Here is a 17,307-nt window from a genome sequence, read left to right as displayed (position 1 = left end):
GAAAGTCCGGCGGGCGCCCCCATGATTAAGCGGAAGCTCAGGCTGCGTTCAGACTCCATTCAGTTTCGTGACGGATAATCCGTGTATAGCTAATAGAAAGAAGACCCGAGAGGTGATCCCGCATGAAAAATGGTAAAGACATCCGTATCCTGCTTGTCGATGACGAGCCGCACATTTTGCAATTTCTCGAATTCGGCCTTGTTAATGAAGGCTTTGAAATTAAAACGGCCCCGGACGGCATGAGCGCCATTAATCTGGTCCGGGAATTTCAGCCGCATGTCGTGGTGCTCGACGTCATGATGCCCGGCATGGACGGCTTCGAAGTGTGCCGTCTGCTGAAGAAGAACGGCAGCAATATCGCCGTCATCATGCTGACCGCCAAGGACGAGGTCGAGGACCGCGTCAAGGGACTGACCATAGGCGCGGACGATTACCTCGTGAAGCCGTTCAGCTTCGAGGAGCTTCTGGCCCGGATCGAGGCCAGGCTGCGCAACCAGTTTCCCGGCGTTTTCCGGGAAATCGCCATCGGCCCTTTCCGGATCGACGATCCGAGGAAGGAAATTATTTTCGGAGAGAGATCGCTGGAGCTTTCGCCAACGGAATACGAGCTTTTGAAGTTTCTCGTCGTTAACCACGGCATCGTGCTCAGCAAGACGAAGATTTTGGACAAGGTGTGGGGGTATGACTTCGGCGGGGAAGAAAACATCGTGGAAGTGTATATCCGCTCTCTGAGGGACAAGCTGGGAGACAAGGAGCACCGGTTGATCCGTACGCTCCGGGGAGCCGGATACCGGCTCGACTGGTCATGAAACAAGGCCGGCCTCTGACCCGCGCCGCGCGCCTGTTGGCCCCCCGCTCCCTTCAGTTCCAGCTGTTGTCGCGGTCGCTCTATATTTTGGCCGCGCTTCTTGTCCTGGTCGGCGCTCTTCAATCTATATGGATGAAAAATTTCCTGTACCGCAACCGGGCCGAGACGATGTCCATTCAGCTGAACGGACTTCCCCGCGACCTGCTGGACCACTCCTCCCTGCTTCCGGAAAGGCGCGGCAAAAACGAAGAGGTCCAGCCGGGATCGGAGCGCCCGCGCGGTCCGGTGCTGTTCCTTCCGGACACGTCGCTTGCCTATATCGCTCCCGACGGAACCTTCACGGATTTGACGAAAGAAAGCGGGATGATCTCCCCGCAGCTCCCGGCCGAGGAATACACCGCCGTCCGAGAAGAGATGGCTCCCCGGCGGCCCGTTTCCTACAAAATCGTGCAGGATGCCGTGGGAACCGAGCAGCTCGTCGTCTTCCGGCCGGCGGAACGGTCGGGCAGCTTCGGCGGTATTATCCAGATGGGGACGGGCACGGCCCAGCTACAGGCCGTCGTGCTCCAGCAGCTCTGGATTTACGGGGCACTCATCGTGCTTGCCCTGGCGGGCGGCCTCGCGCTGAATATTCCCGTGCTCCGACGTACGCTCCAGCCGCTGAACAAAATGGTCGAGGCCGTCGAACAGACCGACGCCGGCAACCTGAACGAACGATTTCCCGAGACGCAGGGCCAACTGGAGATCGACTCCCTCGCGAAATCGTTCAACGGCATGCTCCAGCGCCTGGAGACTTCTTTCATCGCGGAACGCGATGCGAAAGAACAGATGCGGCGCTTCATCGCCGACGCCTCCCACGAGCTGCGCACGCCGCTGACTTCGATCCACGGCTTTCTCGAAGTGCTGCTCCGCGGGGCGGCGGACAATCCGAAGCAGCTCTATGCCGCTTTGACGAGCATGCACGGCGAATCGACCCGCATCAAGAAGCTGGTCGAGGACCTGCTCACGCTGGCCAAGCTCGACCGCGCTCCCCAGCTCCAGCTCTCGGACACGCGGCTGGATCGGCTTCTTCTGGAGATGGAGCCTCATCTCCGGATGCTGGCGGGTACCCGCACGGTTCATATCGACCTGACCGCGGGCATAAGCGGAACCTTCGACCCGGACAAAATGAAACAAGTGATCCTGAATCTGTTTCATAACGCGGTCCAGCATACGGACCCGGAAACCGGCGTCATCACGGTCATTTTATCCGCGGACAGGGACGGAATCGCGCTGAAGGTCAAGGACAACGGTCCGGGCATCCCCGAAGAACACGCGGCTCATGTGTTCGAGCGCTTTTACCGCAGCGATTCCTCCAGAACCCGCAAGCACGGCGGAGCCGGACTCGGGCTGTCGATCACGAAGTCGATCGTCGAAGCCCACGGCGGTACGATCTCGGTCCGGAGCCGGGAAGGCGCCGGTTCGACTTTCGTGCTCACCTTCCCTGAAATCGGTGAAATTAACGGCGGAAAAATGTTAAAATAAACGGGATAAACAGAAAGGCGGAGAAGCGATGGTATACGCGTTTACGATTCAGCCCGGTATCTACCACGCCTTCGAAGACGAGGCGGAGCAGATTGAACAATGCAAGGAATGGGGCTTGCTGTCCGGTAAGGCAACCAAAACCAAAGCCTTTTTCTATAAGGGAAACGGCTTGAACGTTCCCTGCACCATCGTCGGGTACACCGACAGAATGACGGCTGTCATCGAATTTGACAACAAGCAGCAGCACTGCATCCATCCCTCCTATTTGAAGGAAATGCAAGCGGCGAACTACGGGCAGAGGCAGTGGTCCTCCAGCGAAAACGCCACTGAAGCCGATGCTTCGGAAGGAAACGATGCGGCCGGGAATGCGGAGCCTGCAGGTGAAGTTCCGGCGGATTCGGCCGCTGAGACTACGGCAGCCGCCATCCCGCAGAAGCAGGCTGCCGCAGAGCCGGCGCTGACGTCACAGACGGAGGCAGAGCCTGGGCAAGCCGCGGTTTCCGCCGATCGGGACAAGCCCGACGCCGAATCCGAAGCCGTCGATGCGCCTAAGGCGAAGGCCAAGAAAGAAAAAGCGCCCAAGCTTCAGCTTCCGGAAGAAAAAGTGAAGATGACCGCTAAGGTACAGGATTTCACGACGGTTCCCAATCACTTTTCCGATAACGACGATGAGGTCATCATTTACGAAAATGTCACCATTGTGGAGCCGGAAACGGATATCGGCACCGCCTGGTCCAGCCACAGCGCGACGCTGAAAAAGCTGGAGCTCGAAGTCGGCGATACGATCACGTTCGAAGCCAAGATCGTGGCCAAGAAGCTGACGCGCTATCCCGTGCCTTACAAAATCAACAATCCCGCTAAAATCCAGAAAGTGCAGGAATAGCTGTAAAAAGAAGCACCTTCCAGACGCACGTTTCCCGTGCTTCCGGACGGTGCTTCTTCTTTTGGTCACCCGTCAATATTTTGTCAACCATTCTTCACCGTTTACTCACAGATATTGTGAAAATAATCACATCCAAGTGTGTAAGATAAAAATAGAATCATTTGGTTTAAGTAATCTAGGGTCGTGATTACATTATGTACCGGGGCGGTGAAAGCATGAAACCGTTTAAACGTCAGGAGAAACGGCTGATGATTCTCATGTTCGTCGTGGCCGCCGTTATGCTGCTTTCCTTTCTGCGCAGGTTGTTTGCATGAGCCTGTATGAGCCTGCATAAGCTTGCATGCACCCGCATGCATCCGAAACAAGAACATTCCAGGGGGAGTTGATGCACCGTGTTTCATTATGATCCTGTATTGTACAGCCGCATACTCACCGAAGTCACGCTCGCGTTCCACATTATTTTCGCCACGATCGGTGTCGGCGTTCCGGTGATGATCGCTCTGGCCGAATGGACGGGCATCCGCAAGAACGACCGGTACTACACACTGCTGGCCCGCCGCTGGGCGCGCGGCTTCGTCATCACCGTCGCCATCGGCGTCGTGACCGGAACGGCCATCGGTCTACAGCTGAGTCTGCTGTGGCCGAGCTTTATGGAAATCGCCGGGCAGGCCATCGCGCTGCCGCTGTTTATGGAGACGTTCGCGTTCTTCGTCGAAGCGATTTTCCTCGGCATTTATTTGTATACCTGGGACCGGTTCAAACCGAAGCGGCATCTGATGCTGCTCATCCCGGTCGCCATCGGATCTTCCGCCTCGGCCTTTTTCATTACGACCGTGAACGCATTTATGAACACGCCGCAAGGCTTTACGCTTGAAAACGGCAAAATCACGAACGTGGACCCGATTGCGGCCATGTTCAACCCGGCGACGCCCACGAAAGTTTCCCACGTCCTCGCATCGGCTTACATGACTTGCGCGTTCATTCTCGCGGCCATAGCGGCCTTCTCGCTGCTGCGCCGCAAAGGAGACCGGCTTTACGCCAAGAAGGCGCTCAAGCTTACGCTATCCGCAGGCCTTGTGTTCGCGCTGGCAACGGCTGCGATCGGCGACCTCTCGGGCAAGTTTCTGGCGGCTTATCAGCCCGAGAAGCTGGCTGCGGCCGAATGGCATTTCGAGACGCAGACCAAAGCTCCGCTGGTGTTCGGCGGAATTTTGACAGAGGACAAAGAAATCAAATACGGGCTGAAAATCCCGTACGCCCTGAGCATCCTCGCCGGCAGCAATCCCGGCTTTGAAGTCAAAGGGCTGGATCAGATTCCCGATGAGCTGGAGCCTCCGCTCTATGTGCACTACTTCTTCGACGGCATGGTCACCATCGGGATGTTCACCATCGTGATCGCGGCTCTCTACCTGTGGCTCAGCCGCAGCAAACGCGCCTCGAAGCCGGCTCCGCGCTGGCTGCTCCGGGTGATCGTCGCCTGCGGACCGCTCTCCATGCTCGGCATCTGGCTCGGCTGGTTCTATGCCGAGGTAGGCCGGCAGCCGTGGATTCTCCGCGGCTACATGAAAGTGGCCGAAGCGGCCACGACGTCGGCCCATGTGGACAAGATGCTGCTCTTGTTCTGTCTGCTGTATCTCGTCCTGGGGCTGACCGCGATAAAAGTGCTGTCCAAGCTGTTCAAAAACAACGACGTCGCGGATGAATTGATCGCATTCGGCGTTTTCGAGAAAAGGGGGCCGCTGGAATGAATCTGGAGCTGCTCGGCATTACCGTTCTGTGGGTGTTTCTGTTCGGCTACCTGATCGTGGCTTCCATTGACTTCGGAGCCGGTTTTTTCAGCTACTATTCCGTCGTTACGGGCAGCAAAAATATCACGCACCGCATCATCGAACGCTATCTTTCTCCCGTCTGGGAAGTCACCAATGTGTTTCTTGTCTTCTTCTACATCGGCCTGGTCGGATTTTTTCCGGAAACCGCCCGCTATTACGGCACGGCACTGCTTGTCCCGGGGTCCCTGGCGCTCATTCTTCTCGCTCTGCGGGGTTCCTACTACGCGTTCAGCACGTACGGGTCCAAAGACAACCAGTGGTACATGCTGATCTACGGAGCTACCGGGCTGCTGATCCCCGCCGCTTTATCGACCGTGCTGGCCATTTCGGAAGGCGGCCTGATCGTGGAAACCGCCGGCCAAATCACGCTGGACTGGAGCGCTCTCCTGGGCAGCGTCTATACCTGGTCGGTCGTGCTGATCGCTATCGTCAGCGTGCTGTACATCTCCGCCATGTTCCTGGCCTACTATGCGCATAAAGCGAAGGACAAGGCCGCTTTTGAAATCGTACGCGGGTATGCGCTTTTCTGGAGCGTTCCGACCATTCTGGCCAGCGTACTCGTCTTTTTCGCGATCTCCCGGCATAACCCCGAACATTTCACAAAAATGCTCGATCTCGCCTGGATGTTCGTTATCTCGTTCCTCTGCTTCCTGATTGCCGTCTATGCCGTCTGGAAAAAAAGACATTTGGGCCTCGGCTTCACCTTCGTCCTGCTTCAGTTCGCCTTTGCTTTTTTCGGGTACGGGGCCTCCCATCTGCCTTACATTCTGTATCCGTACATCACGATTCATGAAAACTTCACCAATCCCGCCATGGGCACGGCGCTTATCATCGCTTTTATCGCCGGCCTGCTGATTCTCATTCCTTCGCTTGTTCTGCTGATGAGACTGTTCCTGTTTGATGCCAGCTATGTTCAAGGAAACCGGGATAAGAAAGGATGAAGACGCCGTGGAACATTTTATGATCATGTATGCTCCTCCGATTGTCGTTGCGGTCTCGCTGCTCTTCTTGTTTCTGTGGACGCCCCGCGCCAAAGATGTTACGGACGAGCCGGAAGGCGATCGTCCGCAGCGTATGCGCTGAACCTTCTCTGCTCTAACCGTGCCGATCAGCCATACCCTTCTTATCACTCGCGAAAAGAAAGGCGATTCCCGTAAGAGAATCGCCTTTTTTATTTTACCTGCCGCTTACATGGTGATAATTTGCAGAAAACGATCATAAACTAGTATGTAAGAATAGATTACCGGAAGGAGGTGCCGACTAGATGTACTACGAAGAAGATCGCGAACCGTTTGAAGACGATACAGCCGACGAGAAGGAAGAATAAGTAGCCCTCGTGCGGCCCCCATGAATGTGAACCCCGTTTCTTCTGTCCACTCTCTCCTGTTTGACGTGTATGCCTCTTCCTTCCAAACGGCAAAAAAGCCCGTTCTCCGCTAATGGAAACGAGCTTATTTTTGTTGGACACTTTAAGAAAAAGCCGCCCCGTAAAACGAGGCGGACTTTTTTGTTTTAAGCAGACTGCGGCCGCTCTTACTTCTCTTCGTTCAGGTAAACCGCTTTGCCGGTTTTCGCCGATTCGTAGATGGCTTCGAGAATTTCCGATACGACAAGTGCTTGTTCCGGCGTGACTACCGGATCTTTGTCGTTTTCGATCGCGTCGATCCACATGCGCATCTCCAGATCGGGCGCGTTCTCGGAAGCACCCTCGTAGAAGGCTACGCCGCCGCTGGAAAGCTCGATATTCTGTGTGTACAGGCGGCTGTTTTTCTCGCCGTTAATGCGCAGGCCGTCCTTCATGTCGGCTCCGCCCTCGGTTCCGCTCAGCGTACATTTCGCTTCGTCGACTTCAAGGGTGTTCAGCGCCCAGCTCGATTCAAGCATGATAGTCGCGCCGTTTTCCATCGTGATCATACCGAAAGCGGAATCTTCAACCGTGAACTTCGCCGGGTCCCAAGGGCCCCAAGCATTCGCCGCGTTCGCCCGGTGAGACAGCTTGTGGTACGAGGTTCCAAGCACAACCTTCGGTTTGTAGTTGTCCATCATCCACAACGTGAGGTCGAGCGCGTGAGTCCCGATATCGATCAGCGGGCCTCCGCCCTGCTTTTCTTCATCCAGGAATACGCCCCAAGTCGGAACGGCCCGGCGGCGGATAGCGTGTGCTTTGGCGAAGTAAACTTCCCCAAGCTCGCCGTCTTCGCAAAGCTTTTTCAAATACTGGGAATCGGAGCGGAAACGGTTGTTATATCCGATCGTCAGTTTCTTGCCGGTCCGTTTGGCGGCGTCCACCATGCGGCGGGCGTCCACGGACGTTTTAGCCATCGGCTTTTCACACATGACGTGTTTGCCGGCTTCCAGTGCATCGATGGTAATGTCCGCGTGAGAATCGTTCGGTGTGCAGACATGAACTATATCAAGGGAGGAATCTTTCAGCAGTTCACGGTAATCTTGGTAAACGCAAGCATCGCCGGAACCGTATTGTTCCTTGGCTTTTTCCGCCCGTTCGATGACAATATCGCAGAATGCGACCAATTCAACGTTAGGCAGTTTCGCCAGACTCGGCAGGTGTTTGCCGTTTGCAATCCCTCCGCATCCGATAATTCCGATCCGGTACTTTTGTGACATTGCAGTTCCTCCTTCAAATGGGTAAACATGGGTATGTAACTAACAATCAGACAGGATGGCGGCAAAATGTACGCGCGTTCTAAAATTTAGCGGCTTCCCCTGCCTGCTCGATCGTACTACAATAAAGTATAGAAGATACCTCGCCAAAATAAAATCACAGATATGGCGATACTTATATGCGATTTTGTCATTCGGGGGCAGAGCTGGTGGAAATCTATAACGAACAGATTAATTATGAAAACCCTTTTTTGTCCATGCGGGTCTTTCAAGCCCGTCGTGACGACGAGCGGATGAGTCCGTGGCATTACCACAAAGAAGTCGAAATGCTCGCCATTGTCGAAGGAGAACTCGACGTTTACCTTGAAAATGAAAGAGTGAGCCTGAAAGCCGGAGACGTTGTCCTCATCGGTTCCTCCGAGCTCCACCGGGACCGTTCGTCGGCAGATACCACACTCGTCTACTATGTGTTCCAGTTCGACCTGGAGCATTACTTTGACGAAAGCGGGATCGCTTATTTGCGTTATTTTTCGGAGACCCAGTCCGCACTAAGCAAGCTGAATTATATTTTCCGGGAAAATCCCGCTATCCGCGACGAGGTATTTGCGTGCATCCGCAACATTTATACCGAGTACGCCGGCAAAAAAGTCGGCTATGAAATCGCCATCTCCATCCTCGTGAAACAGATCGTGCTCTCTCTGCTCCGCAGCGATGAGAAGCGCCTGCTCGATTACGGCAACAGCGCCGATCTGATCCGGCTGAAGCCGGTTTTCGAGTACATTGACCGGAATATCGACGGCAAGGTTTACGTGGATGAAGCCAGCAAGGCGGCCAACATTTCCTACTACTATTTTGTGAAATATTTCAAAAAAGTACTCGGCATTTCTTTCCTCGATTACGTGAACTTCAAAAAAATCAAAAAAGCCGAGAAAATCCTGCTGACTCAGGATATAAGCGTCGCCCAGGTCGGCGAACAGATCGGCATGCCGAACATGGCTCACTTTTATAAAACCTTCAAAAAGATCAACCACTGCTCCCCCCATGAGTTCCGCAAAAAAATGCTGGAGTGGAACCGGTAAGGACGGATATGGGCTTTCAGGCGGGCAAGCCGTGGTTGCTCACCGTCATGCTGAAGCAACGCAGAATGAGAGCTCGCTTGATGCGGCTGGGTACTAACCCAGGCGTTTGGGAGCTTGCCGGACGCCCCTAACGGAGCCGCACAGGTCAAGCCTGCGCCCCTGCACTTACCGGCAGGCCCCACGCGCGTCTCCGCGACCGGCAGCGGGGCTACCTCATGCCACGCTCTGCGGCTGCGACACTCGGCCGGACCCGCCGCTTTCACGCAGCCGTCTCCACGGACCGGCAGAACCGCGGCATTTGCGGACAGCCCAGCGCGCCGCAGACAAACCGAAGAAAGGCAGGCCCGCATAGGGCCTGCCTTTTCTTCTTACTGCGCCGCCGCGCGGAACAGCCCCGGCAATAGCCCGGGGCTTTCCGTATCGGCCGCGCCATCGCATCGCTCGCGCGGCGCGATCTCAAGACCGGCGGCGCTTAGCCGCACCGGTCCCGTCTACACCTTGCGGCCCTGGTGGGCAACGAGCTTGTACCCCACGCCGCGGATGGATTCGATCTGAACCGACTGCTGGTTCATCTCCAGCTTCTTGCGAAGCGAGCTTACATGAACATCCACCGTCCGCTGGCCTCCGATATAATCGAAGCCCCAGACGATGTTCATCAGGTCATCCCGCGTAATCACGACTCCGGGGCGCTGCACGAGATAAAGCAGCACCTCGAACTCCTTCGGGCGCAGCGGGATGGATTCTTCTCCGAGATAGACTTCGTACTTCTCGGGGAAGATTTGCAGATCGCCGACCGCGATCACCTTGTCGGTCGATTTCTTGCCTTCGCCGCCGGGCTCGTCCGCCTGCGTGCGGCGCAGAACCGCCGCCACGCGCGCCAGAAGCTCGGCGACGCCGAACGGCTTCGTAATATAGTCGTCCGCTCCGTGCTTCAGTCCCTGCACGACTTCTTCCTCGGCATTACGGGCCGTCAGAATCACCACCGGCGTCGCATTGCCCTTCTGCCGCAGTTTGGACAGCACCTCAAACCCATTCAACCCCGGAAGCATAATGTCCAGAATGATCAGGTCGTACGGCTGCTGCATAGCCGCCTGCAGACCGTCTCCCCCGTGATCCACGACCTTCGTTTCGTAACCTTCCTGAGTCAAATTATAAGAGAGCAGCCTCGCTAACGTAGGCTCGTCCTCGATAACCAAAATTTTTTGTGACATCGTGTCCCCCACGCTTGAACGTCTTATACTACTATCTTAAGTTTATCATAGCAGTGGAATGTAAATCGAATGTAAATAAAATATTAACGCCGCGTAAACTTGTCCGAAAAAAGAAACTCTTCCGTCGTTACGGATGAATCACCGGAAGCTCGATAATAAATTCCGTGCCGTAGCCGACCTCGCTCTCGACCCGGATCGTTCCGTGATGCATCTCAACCAGATGCTTCACAATCGACAGACCGAGGCCCGTTCCGCCTGAACTCCGGGAGCGCGCTTTGTCCACCCGGTAAAATCGTTCGAAAATCCGCGGAAGATCTTTTTTAGGAATTCCGATTCCCGTATCTTTAATGGATATCCGGATCCGCTCGTCCTCTCCTTCGGTTCCCGATCCCGCTAGTTCGGCCGCGACCGAGACCCGGCCGCCTTCCGGCGTGTAGTTGATTCCGTTCGCCATCAGATTGATCAGAATCTGCCTCAGACGGTCTTCATCCGCTTCCAGGAACAGCGCTTCATCCACATTCATGCTGAGCGCGATCTTCTTCTTGTCCGCCTCCGCTTCCATCATGTGAAGCGATTTTTGAATAATGCTTTGGAGATGAGTCGGCGACAACTGCAGAGGAATGCGCTTCGATTCGATTTTCGACAGCTCCAGAATATCCCCGACCAGCCGGTTGAGCCGCTCGCTTTCATCGAAAATAATTTGCAGAAACGATCTCGCCGTTTCCTTGTCATCCAGCGCTCCGGCCAGCAGCGTTTCGGAAAAGCCCTTCACCGCGGCAATCGGCGTTTTCAGCTCATGGGAAACGTTCGCGACAAATTCGCTGCGCATCCGTTCCAGCCGGCGCATCGCCGTAATATCATGCAGAACGACGAGCGCGCCCGACCATTCTCCATCCGCTTGCGAGATGGGGCTCAAGTTGATTTCCAGAATCCGTTCCGACGGATAATAGAAAATGATTTCCTCGCGGATATGCTCGTTCGTTTCGATGCATTCCTGAATGAGCCGCGTCAGCTCGAACTGCTGCTTCGCTTCGTCGTACTTTTTTCCGTACAATTCATTGGAAGAAAAACCGAGAATATCTTCGGCCGAACGGTTGACGAGCACGATTCTCTGGTCGCGGTCTACCATCAGAATACCGCTTCCCATATTCTCCAGCACGCCTTTGAGGCGGCCTTCGTTCTCCAGAATCCGGTTCATCTGCATATGCAGACTGTCCGCCATCCGGTTGATAGCCTGACCCAACTGGCCCACTTCGTCTAAGCTTTTCGTTTCCACACGCGCTTTATAGTTGCGGTTGGTAATCTGCTTCGCCACATTCGTTATGTTCTCGATCGGCCGGGTCAGCCCTTTGGCAATCCGGTAGCTGGTCGCACCTGCAATTAGGAACAGGATACCTAGACCGATAAGAAGGAACAGCCATAAATGGCGAATCGTATTCTCCACCTGCTCGAGGCTTATGGCCAGACGCAGATATCCCGTTTTCTCTTCGCCCGCTGTCTGTACCGGGATAGCTGCATACAGCATGTTGCGTTTAAGCGTGTCGCTGTACCGGATCGCGTACCCGACGCCTTCCCGGTTTGCCTGTTGAATTTCGCTGCGGCCCGCGTGGTTGTCCAGCTCTTCGGGATTTTCATCCGAATCTCCCAGCACCTTGCCGTCTTCCCGGATATACGTCACTCGGGCATCCGTAAATTCCTTCAGCCGCTTTGTCTGGGAAGTATAATACGGCACAAGGAAAGCCAAATCCCCGGCCTTGTTCCAGTCGCCGGTCATCTCGATCACGCGAAGTTCGCGCACCAGATTGGATTCCAGTTCCTTAATATGTGAATCTTCCAGCAGCTTTGCCATGAAAATACCGGCGATCAGCATGGAAACTCCGATCATCAGCATAAGAATGAGCGTCAAGCGGGCTCTAAATTTGAGCATAAGTTTACCTTCACTCCAAACATGAGGTCATCCTAACGGTTTTCTTCAGGAGATCAATCCTTAGTGTACGCTTCCCCCGCACGTAAAAAAAGTAAAGATTATGTAAAGGAATCCCGGAGGACCGGCAGTATAAGCATGCAAAAAAACCGGAGGCTCCCCGCCTCCGGCCCCGCGGGCAGAAGGCTTCCACCCGCGAAATAAGTCCGTTTATGAATAGCATAAACTCACGAACAAATCTGAGCAATCCTCGCGTACCGTTCACCCGATTCGTTCGCTTTCGGGAACTAACCGGCATCGCTTGCCCGTCCAACGGATAAACTTAGGCGAAAACAGGCTCCTTGAACTGCTCCAGCTTTTGCAGCGAATTTTTCTCTACATCCGCATGGAGACTGTTTCCGTGAGAATCCATCGTTACGATGGCCGCAAAACCCTCGGTCTGCAGATGCCACATGGCTTCCGGAATCCCGAATTCCATAAAGTCCACGCCTTCTACTTTTTTGAAGCATCTCGCATAGTATTGCGCGGCTCCGCCAATCGCATTCAGATAAACACCGCCATGTTCCTTCAAGGCAGCCAGCGTTTTGGGGCCCATACCGCCCTTGCCGATGACGGCGCGGATGCCGAACTTTTTAATAATATCTCCTTGGTAAGGCTCCTCACGGATACTTGTGGTAGGGCCTGCCGCTCTCACTTTCCAGTTGCCCGCTTGATCTTGGCTCATAACCGGCCCGCAGTGATAAATGGCCGCACCGTTCAGATCGACCGGCGAGTCGTGATCCATCAAATATTTATGAAGCGCGTCGCGCCCGGTATGCATCATTCCGTTGATGATGACCACGTCGCCCACTTTCAGCTGACGGATCTGCTCTTCGCTGATCGGCGTCTGCAGAACGATCTCACGACGCTCGTCAGATTCGTCGGCATCAGGAGCGGCAGCTACGGCCTCCGGCTGCGAAGCTTCCGCTGCAGCTACCGGTTGAGCCGCCTCGTTCATCGGCTGGTCGGAACCGCGCTCGTACACCCAATCCTGGATTTCGCCGGTTTGGGCGTTTAGGACAACCCCTTGGCGGCGGTAGGCCCAGCAGTTATACGCGATCGAAACGAAGAAACTTGCAGGGAGACGGTTCATCACACCGGCCTTACAGCCGAGCAGCGTAACTTGGCCGCCGAAGCCCATCGTGCCGATGCCGAGTTTATTGGCGTTCTCCATCACGTAATCTTCCAGCTTGCGGAGATCTTCGTTCGGATTCACATCGTCCAGGGAACGGAACAGCTGATGCTTGGCCAGCTCGTAGCCGGTCGTGCGGTCGCCCCCGATGCCGACTCCGATCACACCCGCGCTGCATCCTTGACCCTGCGCCTGATATACGGAATGCATGACGCATTTGCGGATTCCGTCCAGATCTCGTCCCGCTTTGCCCAGGCCGGGAATTTCCGCCGGAAGGCTGTACTGGATGTTTTTGTTTTCGCAGCCGCCGCCTTTCAGAATGAGCTTGACTTCGATATCGTCGCGTTCCCACTGCTCGAAATGAATGACCGGGGTGCCGGGACCCAAGTTGTCGCCCGTGTTGGCGCCTGTCAGGGAATCGACCGAATTCGTCCGTAATTTGCTGTCTTTGGTCGCTTGAGCGACAGCTTCACGGATTTGACGCTTCATCGTGATTTGGTCAGCTCCGACCGGACAGTGTATAATAAACGTAGGCATTCCCGTATCCTGGCAAATCGGCGATACGTTCGTTTCCGCCATTTCGATGTTTTGCGCAATGGTGCTTAACGAAAGCGCCGCACGAGTACCCTTATCCTCCAGGGACTGGGCATTGCGGATCGCCCGGCGGACGTCGGCCGGAAGGTTAGTGGACGTTTCCACAATCAAATCATATACACTTTGTAGAAAATGCTGCATGGTGTTAGTCTCCTCTCCTCTTGTCGCATCAGAACAACCGTAAGACCGTGATTTCTGTGGTAGTCACCGCTATTCTTACTATGCTTTAATTATAACACACCGTTCACGCCGCTTGTTACCACGGAAATATGATACAAGGAGCATGGCCATTCATGTACAAAAGACTTCTGAGCGCGCTGCTGCTTGCCGTCTTCGGGCTTAGCGCGCTGCTGATACCTACCGGTGCCGACCGGTACAAACTGTGGTACAGGGATCAGGTAGCCGTACTGATGTACCACCACATCCATGATCAGGACACAAGCAGCAGCACCATTACAAGCAAGCTGTTCCGCGATCAGATGAATTATTTGCTCGCCAAAGGCTATCATTTTATTACACTGCAGGAATTCAAACAGTATCTGGCGGGTGCGAGCGTCCCGGATAATGCCGTTCTCGTCACTTTCGACGATGGTTATGAGAGCGTGTATTCGCACGCCTATCCCGTACTGAAGGAACTGAAAATTCCCGCCGTCAACTTCATCATTACCGAAACGCTGGCCGATCCCAAAGCGACCATGATTCCGTCCATGTCCAAGGAAGAACTGACCCGGATGTCGCACGAGACGAATTTTATCGAAAATCAGTGCCACACCAACGCTTCCCACCGGAAGCTGGACAGCGGGGAAGCCGCCCTCGTCGGCCGCGAAACGGTAAACGGCGTTCAGGAAACGGACGAGCAGTACCGCAGCCGGATTTATAACGATGCCGCCGCCTGCGCATCTAACCTGTCTCCGCTGCAGGAGCTCCCCGTCGATACGGTTGCCTATCCTTACGGCATCATCGCCGATGAAGGCGCGGAGATGTACAGCAAAGCCGGCTTCCGCTACGGCTTTACGATCATTCCGCAGATGGCGACACGCGATGCCGACCGGATGCACATTCCGCGCATCAATGCGGGAAGCCCATGGATCACGCCGGAACGGCTGCACACCACACTCAAACGGCGGGCTGTCGCCCAGCCCCAGACGTCCGGCTCCGTCCTTCTGTCCGATGCCGTCGACCGTCTGGGAGGTACCGTTACCGACGACGGGCAGTCGGTGACGATCCGCTCGGACGACCGCGTCTTTTCGGGTTCGGTGGGCAGCCGCCGGTTCAAAACCGCCGCCTCCGTCGTTGAGCTGTCCGAACCCGTGCGCCGCGAGCACGGCGAGCTGGTCATCAGCCTGTCCGATCTCCAGCGGCTGCTCGGGCGCGAAGTGACCTACAACCGCTCCACCGGCCAGATCTATTGGCGGCAGGAACCCCGAATCCTGACGTCCCAAGACAGTAAGAGTCATCAGGGAGGAACGCCGTAAGATGGACCATCATTTTTTCGCCTACTTGTACCGGATGCGCTACATAGAAAGATGGAGCCTGATGCGGAGCACGGTGCGGGAGAACGTGGCGGAACATTCCTTCCACGTCTCTCTTCTCACCCACGTGCTCTGCACCATCGGCAACGAAGTGTTCGGCCGAAGCTGGCCGACCGACCGCGTCGTATCCATGGCGTTGTTCCATGATGCGACGGAAGTCATCACCGGCGATATTCCTACGCCGGTGAAGCATCACAACCCGCACATTCTGCGGAATTTCCGCGAGCTGGAGCAGCTGGCGGCCGATAAGCTCGTCCAGATGATTCCGGACGAGCTCCGGCATGCTTACGAGCCGCTTATACTCGGCCCGTCGGACCCCGAGCTTGCGCGGATTGTCAAAGCCGCCGATCTGCTGGATGCCTACCTCAAATGCACCGCCGAGCTGTCGGCGGGCAACCGGGAGTTCGGCACCGCCAAGAAGCAGATCGAGCAGTCCATCACGGAGCTGAACATGCCGGAAGTCGAGTACTTCCTGACGCGTCTCGCTCCGAGCCTGGAGAAAACCCTAGACGAGCTGTCCGATTAGTTAACCGGACCGCTCGTTTTTTTGCTTGGGCCTCGCTCTCGCCTCATCCCCGGCAGGTCTCTCACAAAATCTGCGGGAACTTCTTCAGCACCAGAAGCAGCACAAAAGCCAGCTCCGCGGCCGCGCTGTACCAGAAAGCCTGGCGCATCGCTTCGGCCCGCCCGTTGATGACGCGGCGGAGGGCCACACCAAGCATGCCTCCGGCAGCGCCGACCCCGATAAACAGCGTTATGACTGCTGTCATCCAGGCTGTAGAGTAGGTACCCAGGCTGAGCAGGTAACCGCCTGTCGCAAGCTGCGCAAGCAGAATATACTGACCGATCCGGTTCAAGTGACGGATCAGTCGGAGCTGCCCCAGCCTGGCGTCCTCCGTCTGCTTCAGGCTGGAATGCAGCAGAAGCGGAAGCAGCAGATAGAAGCCTAGCGTAATAGCTCCTGTCACGTGCAAAAACAATAGAGTTTGCAGAAAAAGCACAATACGACCCATCCTTCCGGAATTCCACCCGTTTGAACCCGGGCAGAAGAAAAGAGCCGGATCGGCTCTTTTCTTGAATGTTCGGGTTATATGCGCTAACCGGGCTTAAATTAAGCGCCTGTTACGACTTTAATTACGTTGCGAACGGAATCCGCGGATTTGTCCAGCGCCGTTTTCTCTTCTCCTGTGAGTTCCAGCTCGAATACTTTCTCAATGCCGCCCGCGCCCAGCAGGGTCGGTACGCCCATGAACAAGTTCTCGTAGCCGTACTCGCCTTGGAGGAGAGCGATAGCCGGAATAATGCGTTTTTTGTCTTTCAGGATAGCTTCAGCCATTTGAACCAGGGAAGCTGCCGGAGCGTAATATGCGCTGCCGTTGCCGAGCAGGTTCACGATTTCGCCGCCGCCCGTACGTGTACGCTGTACGATCGCCTCGATGCGTTCGGACGGAATCAGTTTCTCGATCGGAATACCGCCTACGTTGGAGTAACGAACGAGCGGAACCATATCGTCGCCGTGGCCGCCAAGCACGAAGCCGCGAACGTCTTCTACGGATACGTTCAGTTCTTGCGCGATAAACGTGCAGTAACGGGCTGTATCCAGAACGCCGGATTGGCCGATTACGCGGTTTTTCTCGAAGCCGAGTGCTTCGTAAGCCACGTAAGTCATGGCGTCAACCGGGTTGCTCAAGATAATAACGATGGAATCCGGGCAGTGTGTTTTCACGTTTTCGCAAACGGATCTTACGATTCCCGCATTGGTATTCACGAGGTCGTCACGGCTCATTCCCGGTTTGCGGGCGATGCCTGCCGTAATGATCACGATATCGGAACCGGCAGCATCTTCATAAGAAGAAGTGCCTACGATGTTGCTGTCAAACCCTTGGACCGGGCTAGCTTCCATCATATCCAGCGCTTTACCTTTTGTCGGGTTTTCCAGCTGCGGAATATCAACGAGGACAACGTCACCGAGTTCTTTTTGAGCCAGCATAAGAGCCGTTGTCGCTCCTGTGAAACCTGCACCTACAACCGTAATTTTGTTGCGACGGATAGCCATTTTTAGTTACCTCCTGATCATTGTTGCACGCTTTGGACAAGCGGGCATGGTTTTTAGGAACATGTAAAAACAGC

General features: G+C 55.3%; 15 protein-coding genes. 9 read left to right on the top strand and 6 right to left on the bottom strand.

Annotated elements, in window-relative coordinates:
* Positions 1 to 122 precede the first annotated feature (122 nt).
* From HMPREF1207_RS19790 to cydS, 6 genes are all read left to right on the top strand, one after another.
* Positions 123 to 809, top strand: coding sequence for a response regulator transcription factor (locus HMPREF1207_RS19790; protein ID WP_009676662.1), 687 nt, complete (start codon positions 123 to 125; stop codon positions 807 to 809).
* Positions 806 to 2,332 (top strand): sensor histidine kinase, encoded by a 1,527-nt coding sequence (locus tag HMPREF1207_RS19785; protein ID WP_009676678.1) that lies wholly within the window; start codon positions 806 to 808, stop codon positions 2,330 to 2,332. Before HMPREF1207_RS19790 ends, HMPREF1207_RS19785 begins: the two co-directional genes overlap by 4 nt.
* Positions 2,333 to 2,360: 28 nt before the next feature.
* Entirely contained in the window at positions 2,361 to 3,215 is an 855-nt protein-coding gene (locus HMPREF1207_RS19780) for a hypothetical protein (RefSeq protein ID WP_009676681.1), read from the top strand.
* Between the two features lie 392 nt (positions 3,216 to 3,607).
* On the top strand, positions 3,608 to 4,963 hold the full coding sequence (locus HMPREF1207_RS19775) for a cytochrome ubiquinol oxidase subunit I (RefSeq protein WP_009676672.1): 1,356 nt from the start codon (positions 3,608 to 3,610) through the stop codon (positions 4,961 to 4,963).
* Positions 4,960 to 5,985, top strand: a complete 1,026-nt coding sequence (locus HMPREF1207_RS19770) for a cytochrome d ubiquinol oxidase subunit II (protein WP_009676669.1) — start codon at positions 4,960 to 4,962, stop codon at positions 5,983 to 5,985. Before HMPREF1207_RS19775 ends, HMPREF1207_RS19770 begins: the two co-directional genes overlap by 4 nt.
* A gap of 7 nt (positions 5,986 to 5,992) precedes the next feature.
* The gene (gene cydS, locus HMPREF1207_RS30605; protein ID WP_009676689.1) at positions 5,993 to 6,127 is read left to right on the top strand and encodes a cytochrome bd oxidase small subunit CydS; all 135 of its coding nucleotides are present in this window, start codon (positions 5,993 to 5,995) and stop codon (positions 6,125 to 6,127) included.
* Between the two features lie 450 nt (positions 6,128 to 6,577).
* Here the strand turns inward: cydS and HMPREF1207_RS19765 are convergent, their stop codons facing one another.
* A complete protein-coding gene (locus HMPREF1207_RS19765) occupies positions 6,578 to 7,669 on the bottom strand; it encodes a Gfo/Idh/MocA family protein (RefSeq protein WP_009676699.1) in 1,092 nt (363 codons plus the stop codon).
* Positions 7,670 to 7,875: 206 nt separating this feature from the next.
* Here HMPREF1207_RS19765 and HMPREF1207_RS19760 point away from each other — a divergent pair, with 206 nt between their 5' ends.
* A complete protein-coding gene (locus tag HMPREF1207_RS19760; protein WP_009676693.1) occupies positions 7,876 to 8,745 on the top strand; it encodes an AraC family transcriptional regulator in 870 nt (289 codons plus the stop codon).
* Between the two features lie 491 nt (positions 8,746 to 9,236).
* Here HMPREF1207_RS19760 and HMPREF1207_RS19755 read toward each other — a convergent pair whose 3' ends face one another.
* The 3 genes from HMPREF1207_RS19755 to HMPREF1207_RS19745 form a co-directional block, all read right to left on the bottom strand.
* On the bottom strand, positions 9,237 to 9,956 hold the full coding sequence (locus tag HMPREF1207_RS19755; protein WP_009676698.1) for a response regulator transcription factor: 720 nt from the start codon (positions 9,954 to 9,956) through the stop codon (positions 9,237 to 9,239).
* Positions 9,957 to 10,083: 127 nt separating this feature from the next.
* Positions 10,084 to 11,883: a two-component system histidine kinase PnpS gene (pnpS, locus tag HMPREF1207_RS19750; protein ID WP_009676695.1), complete on the bottom strand. Its 1,800-nt coding sequence runs from the start codon at positions 11,881 to 11,883 to the stop codon at positions 10,084 to 10,086.
* Positions 11,884 to 12,202: 319 nt separating this feature from the next.
* The gene (locus HMPREF1207_RS19745; protein ID WP_009676664.1) at positions 12,203 to 13,786 is read right to left on the bottom strand and encodes a fumarate hydratase; all 1,584 of its coding nucleotides are present in this window, start codon (positions 13,784 to 13,786) and stop codon (positions 12,203 to 12,205) included.
* 152 nt (positions 13,787 to 13,938) lie between these two features.
* Here HMPREF1207_RS19745 and HMPREF1207_RS19740 point away from each other — a divergent pair, with 152 nt between their 5' ends.
* Entirely contained in the window at positions 13,939 to 15,120 is a 1,182-nt protein-coding gene (locus HMPREF1207_RS19740) for a polysaccharide deacetylase family protein (RefSeq protein WP_009676691.1), read from the top strand.
* Position 15,121: 1 nt separating this feature from the next.
* Positions 15,122 to 15,703: a 5'-deoxynucleotidase gene (yfbR, locus tag HMPREF1207_RS19735; RefSeq protein ID WP_009676682.1), complete on the top strand. Its 582-nt coding sequence runs from the start codon at positions 15,122 to 15,124 to the stop codon at positions 15,701 to 15,703.
* Between the two features lie 61 nt (positions 15,704 to 15,764).
* Here the strand turns inward: yfbR and HMPREF1207_RS19730 are convergent, their stop codons facing one another.
* On the bottom strand, positions 15,765 to 16,178 hold the full coding sequence (locus HMPREF1207_RS19730) for a hypothetical protein (protein ID WP_009676673.1): 414 nt from the start codon (positions 16,176 to 16,178) through the stop codon (positions 15,765 to 15,767).
* A 110-nt stretch (positions 16,179 to 16,288) separates the two neighbouring features.
* On the bottom strand, positions 16,289 to 17,233 hold the full coding sequence (gene mdh / locus HMPREF1207_RS19725; protein ID WP_009676688.1) for a malate dehydrogenase: 945 nt from the start codon (positions 17,231 to 17,233) through the stop codon (positions 16,289 to 16,291).
* Positions 17,234 to 17,307: the final 74 nt, after the last annotated feature.

It is taken from the genome of Paenibacillus sp. HGH0039 (genome assembly GCF_000411255.1).
Taxonomy (GTDB): domain Bacteria; phylum Bacillota; class Bacilli; order Paenibacillales; family NBRC-103111; genus Paenibacillus_F.
Note: the sequence above shows the minus strand (reverse complement) of the source record. Positions and strands in the feature narration are given on the sequence as shown.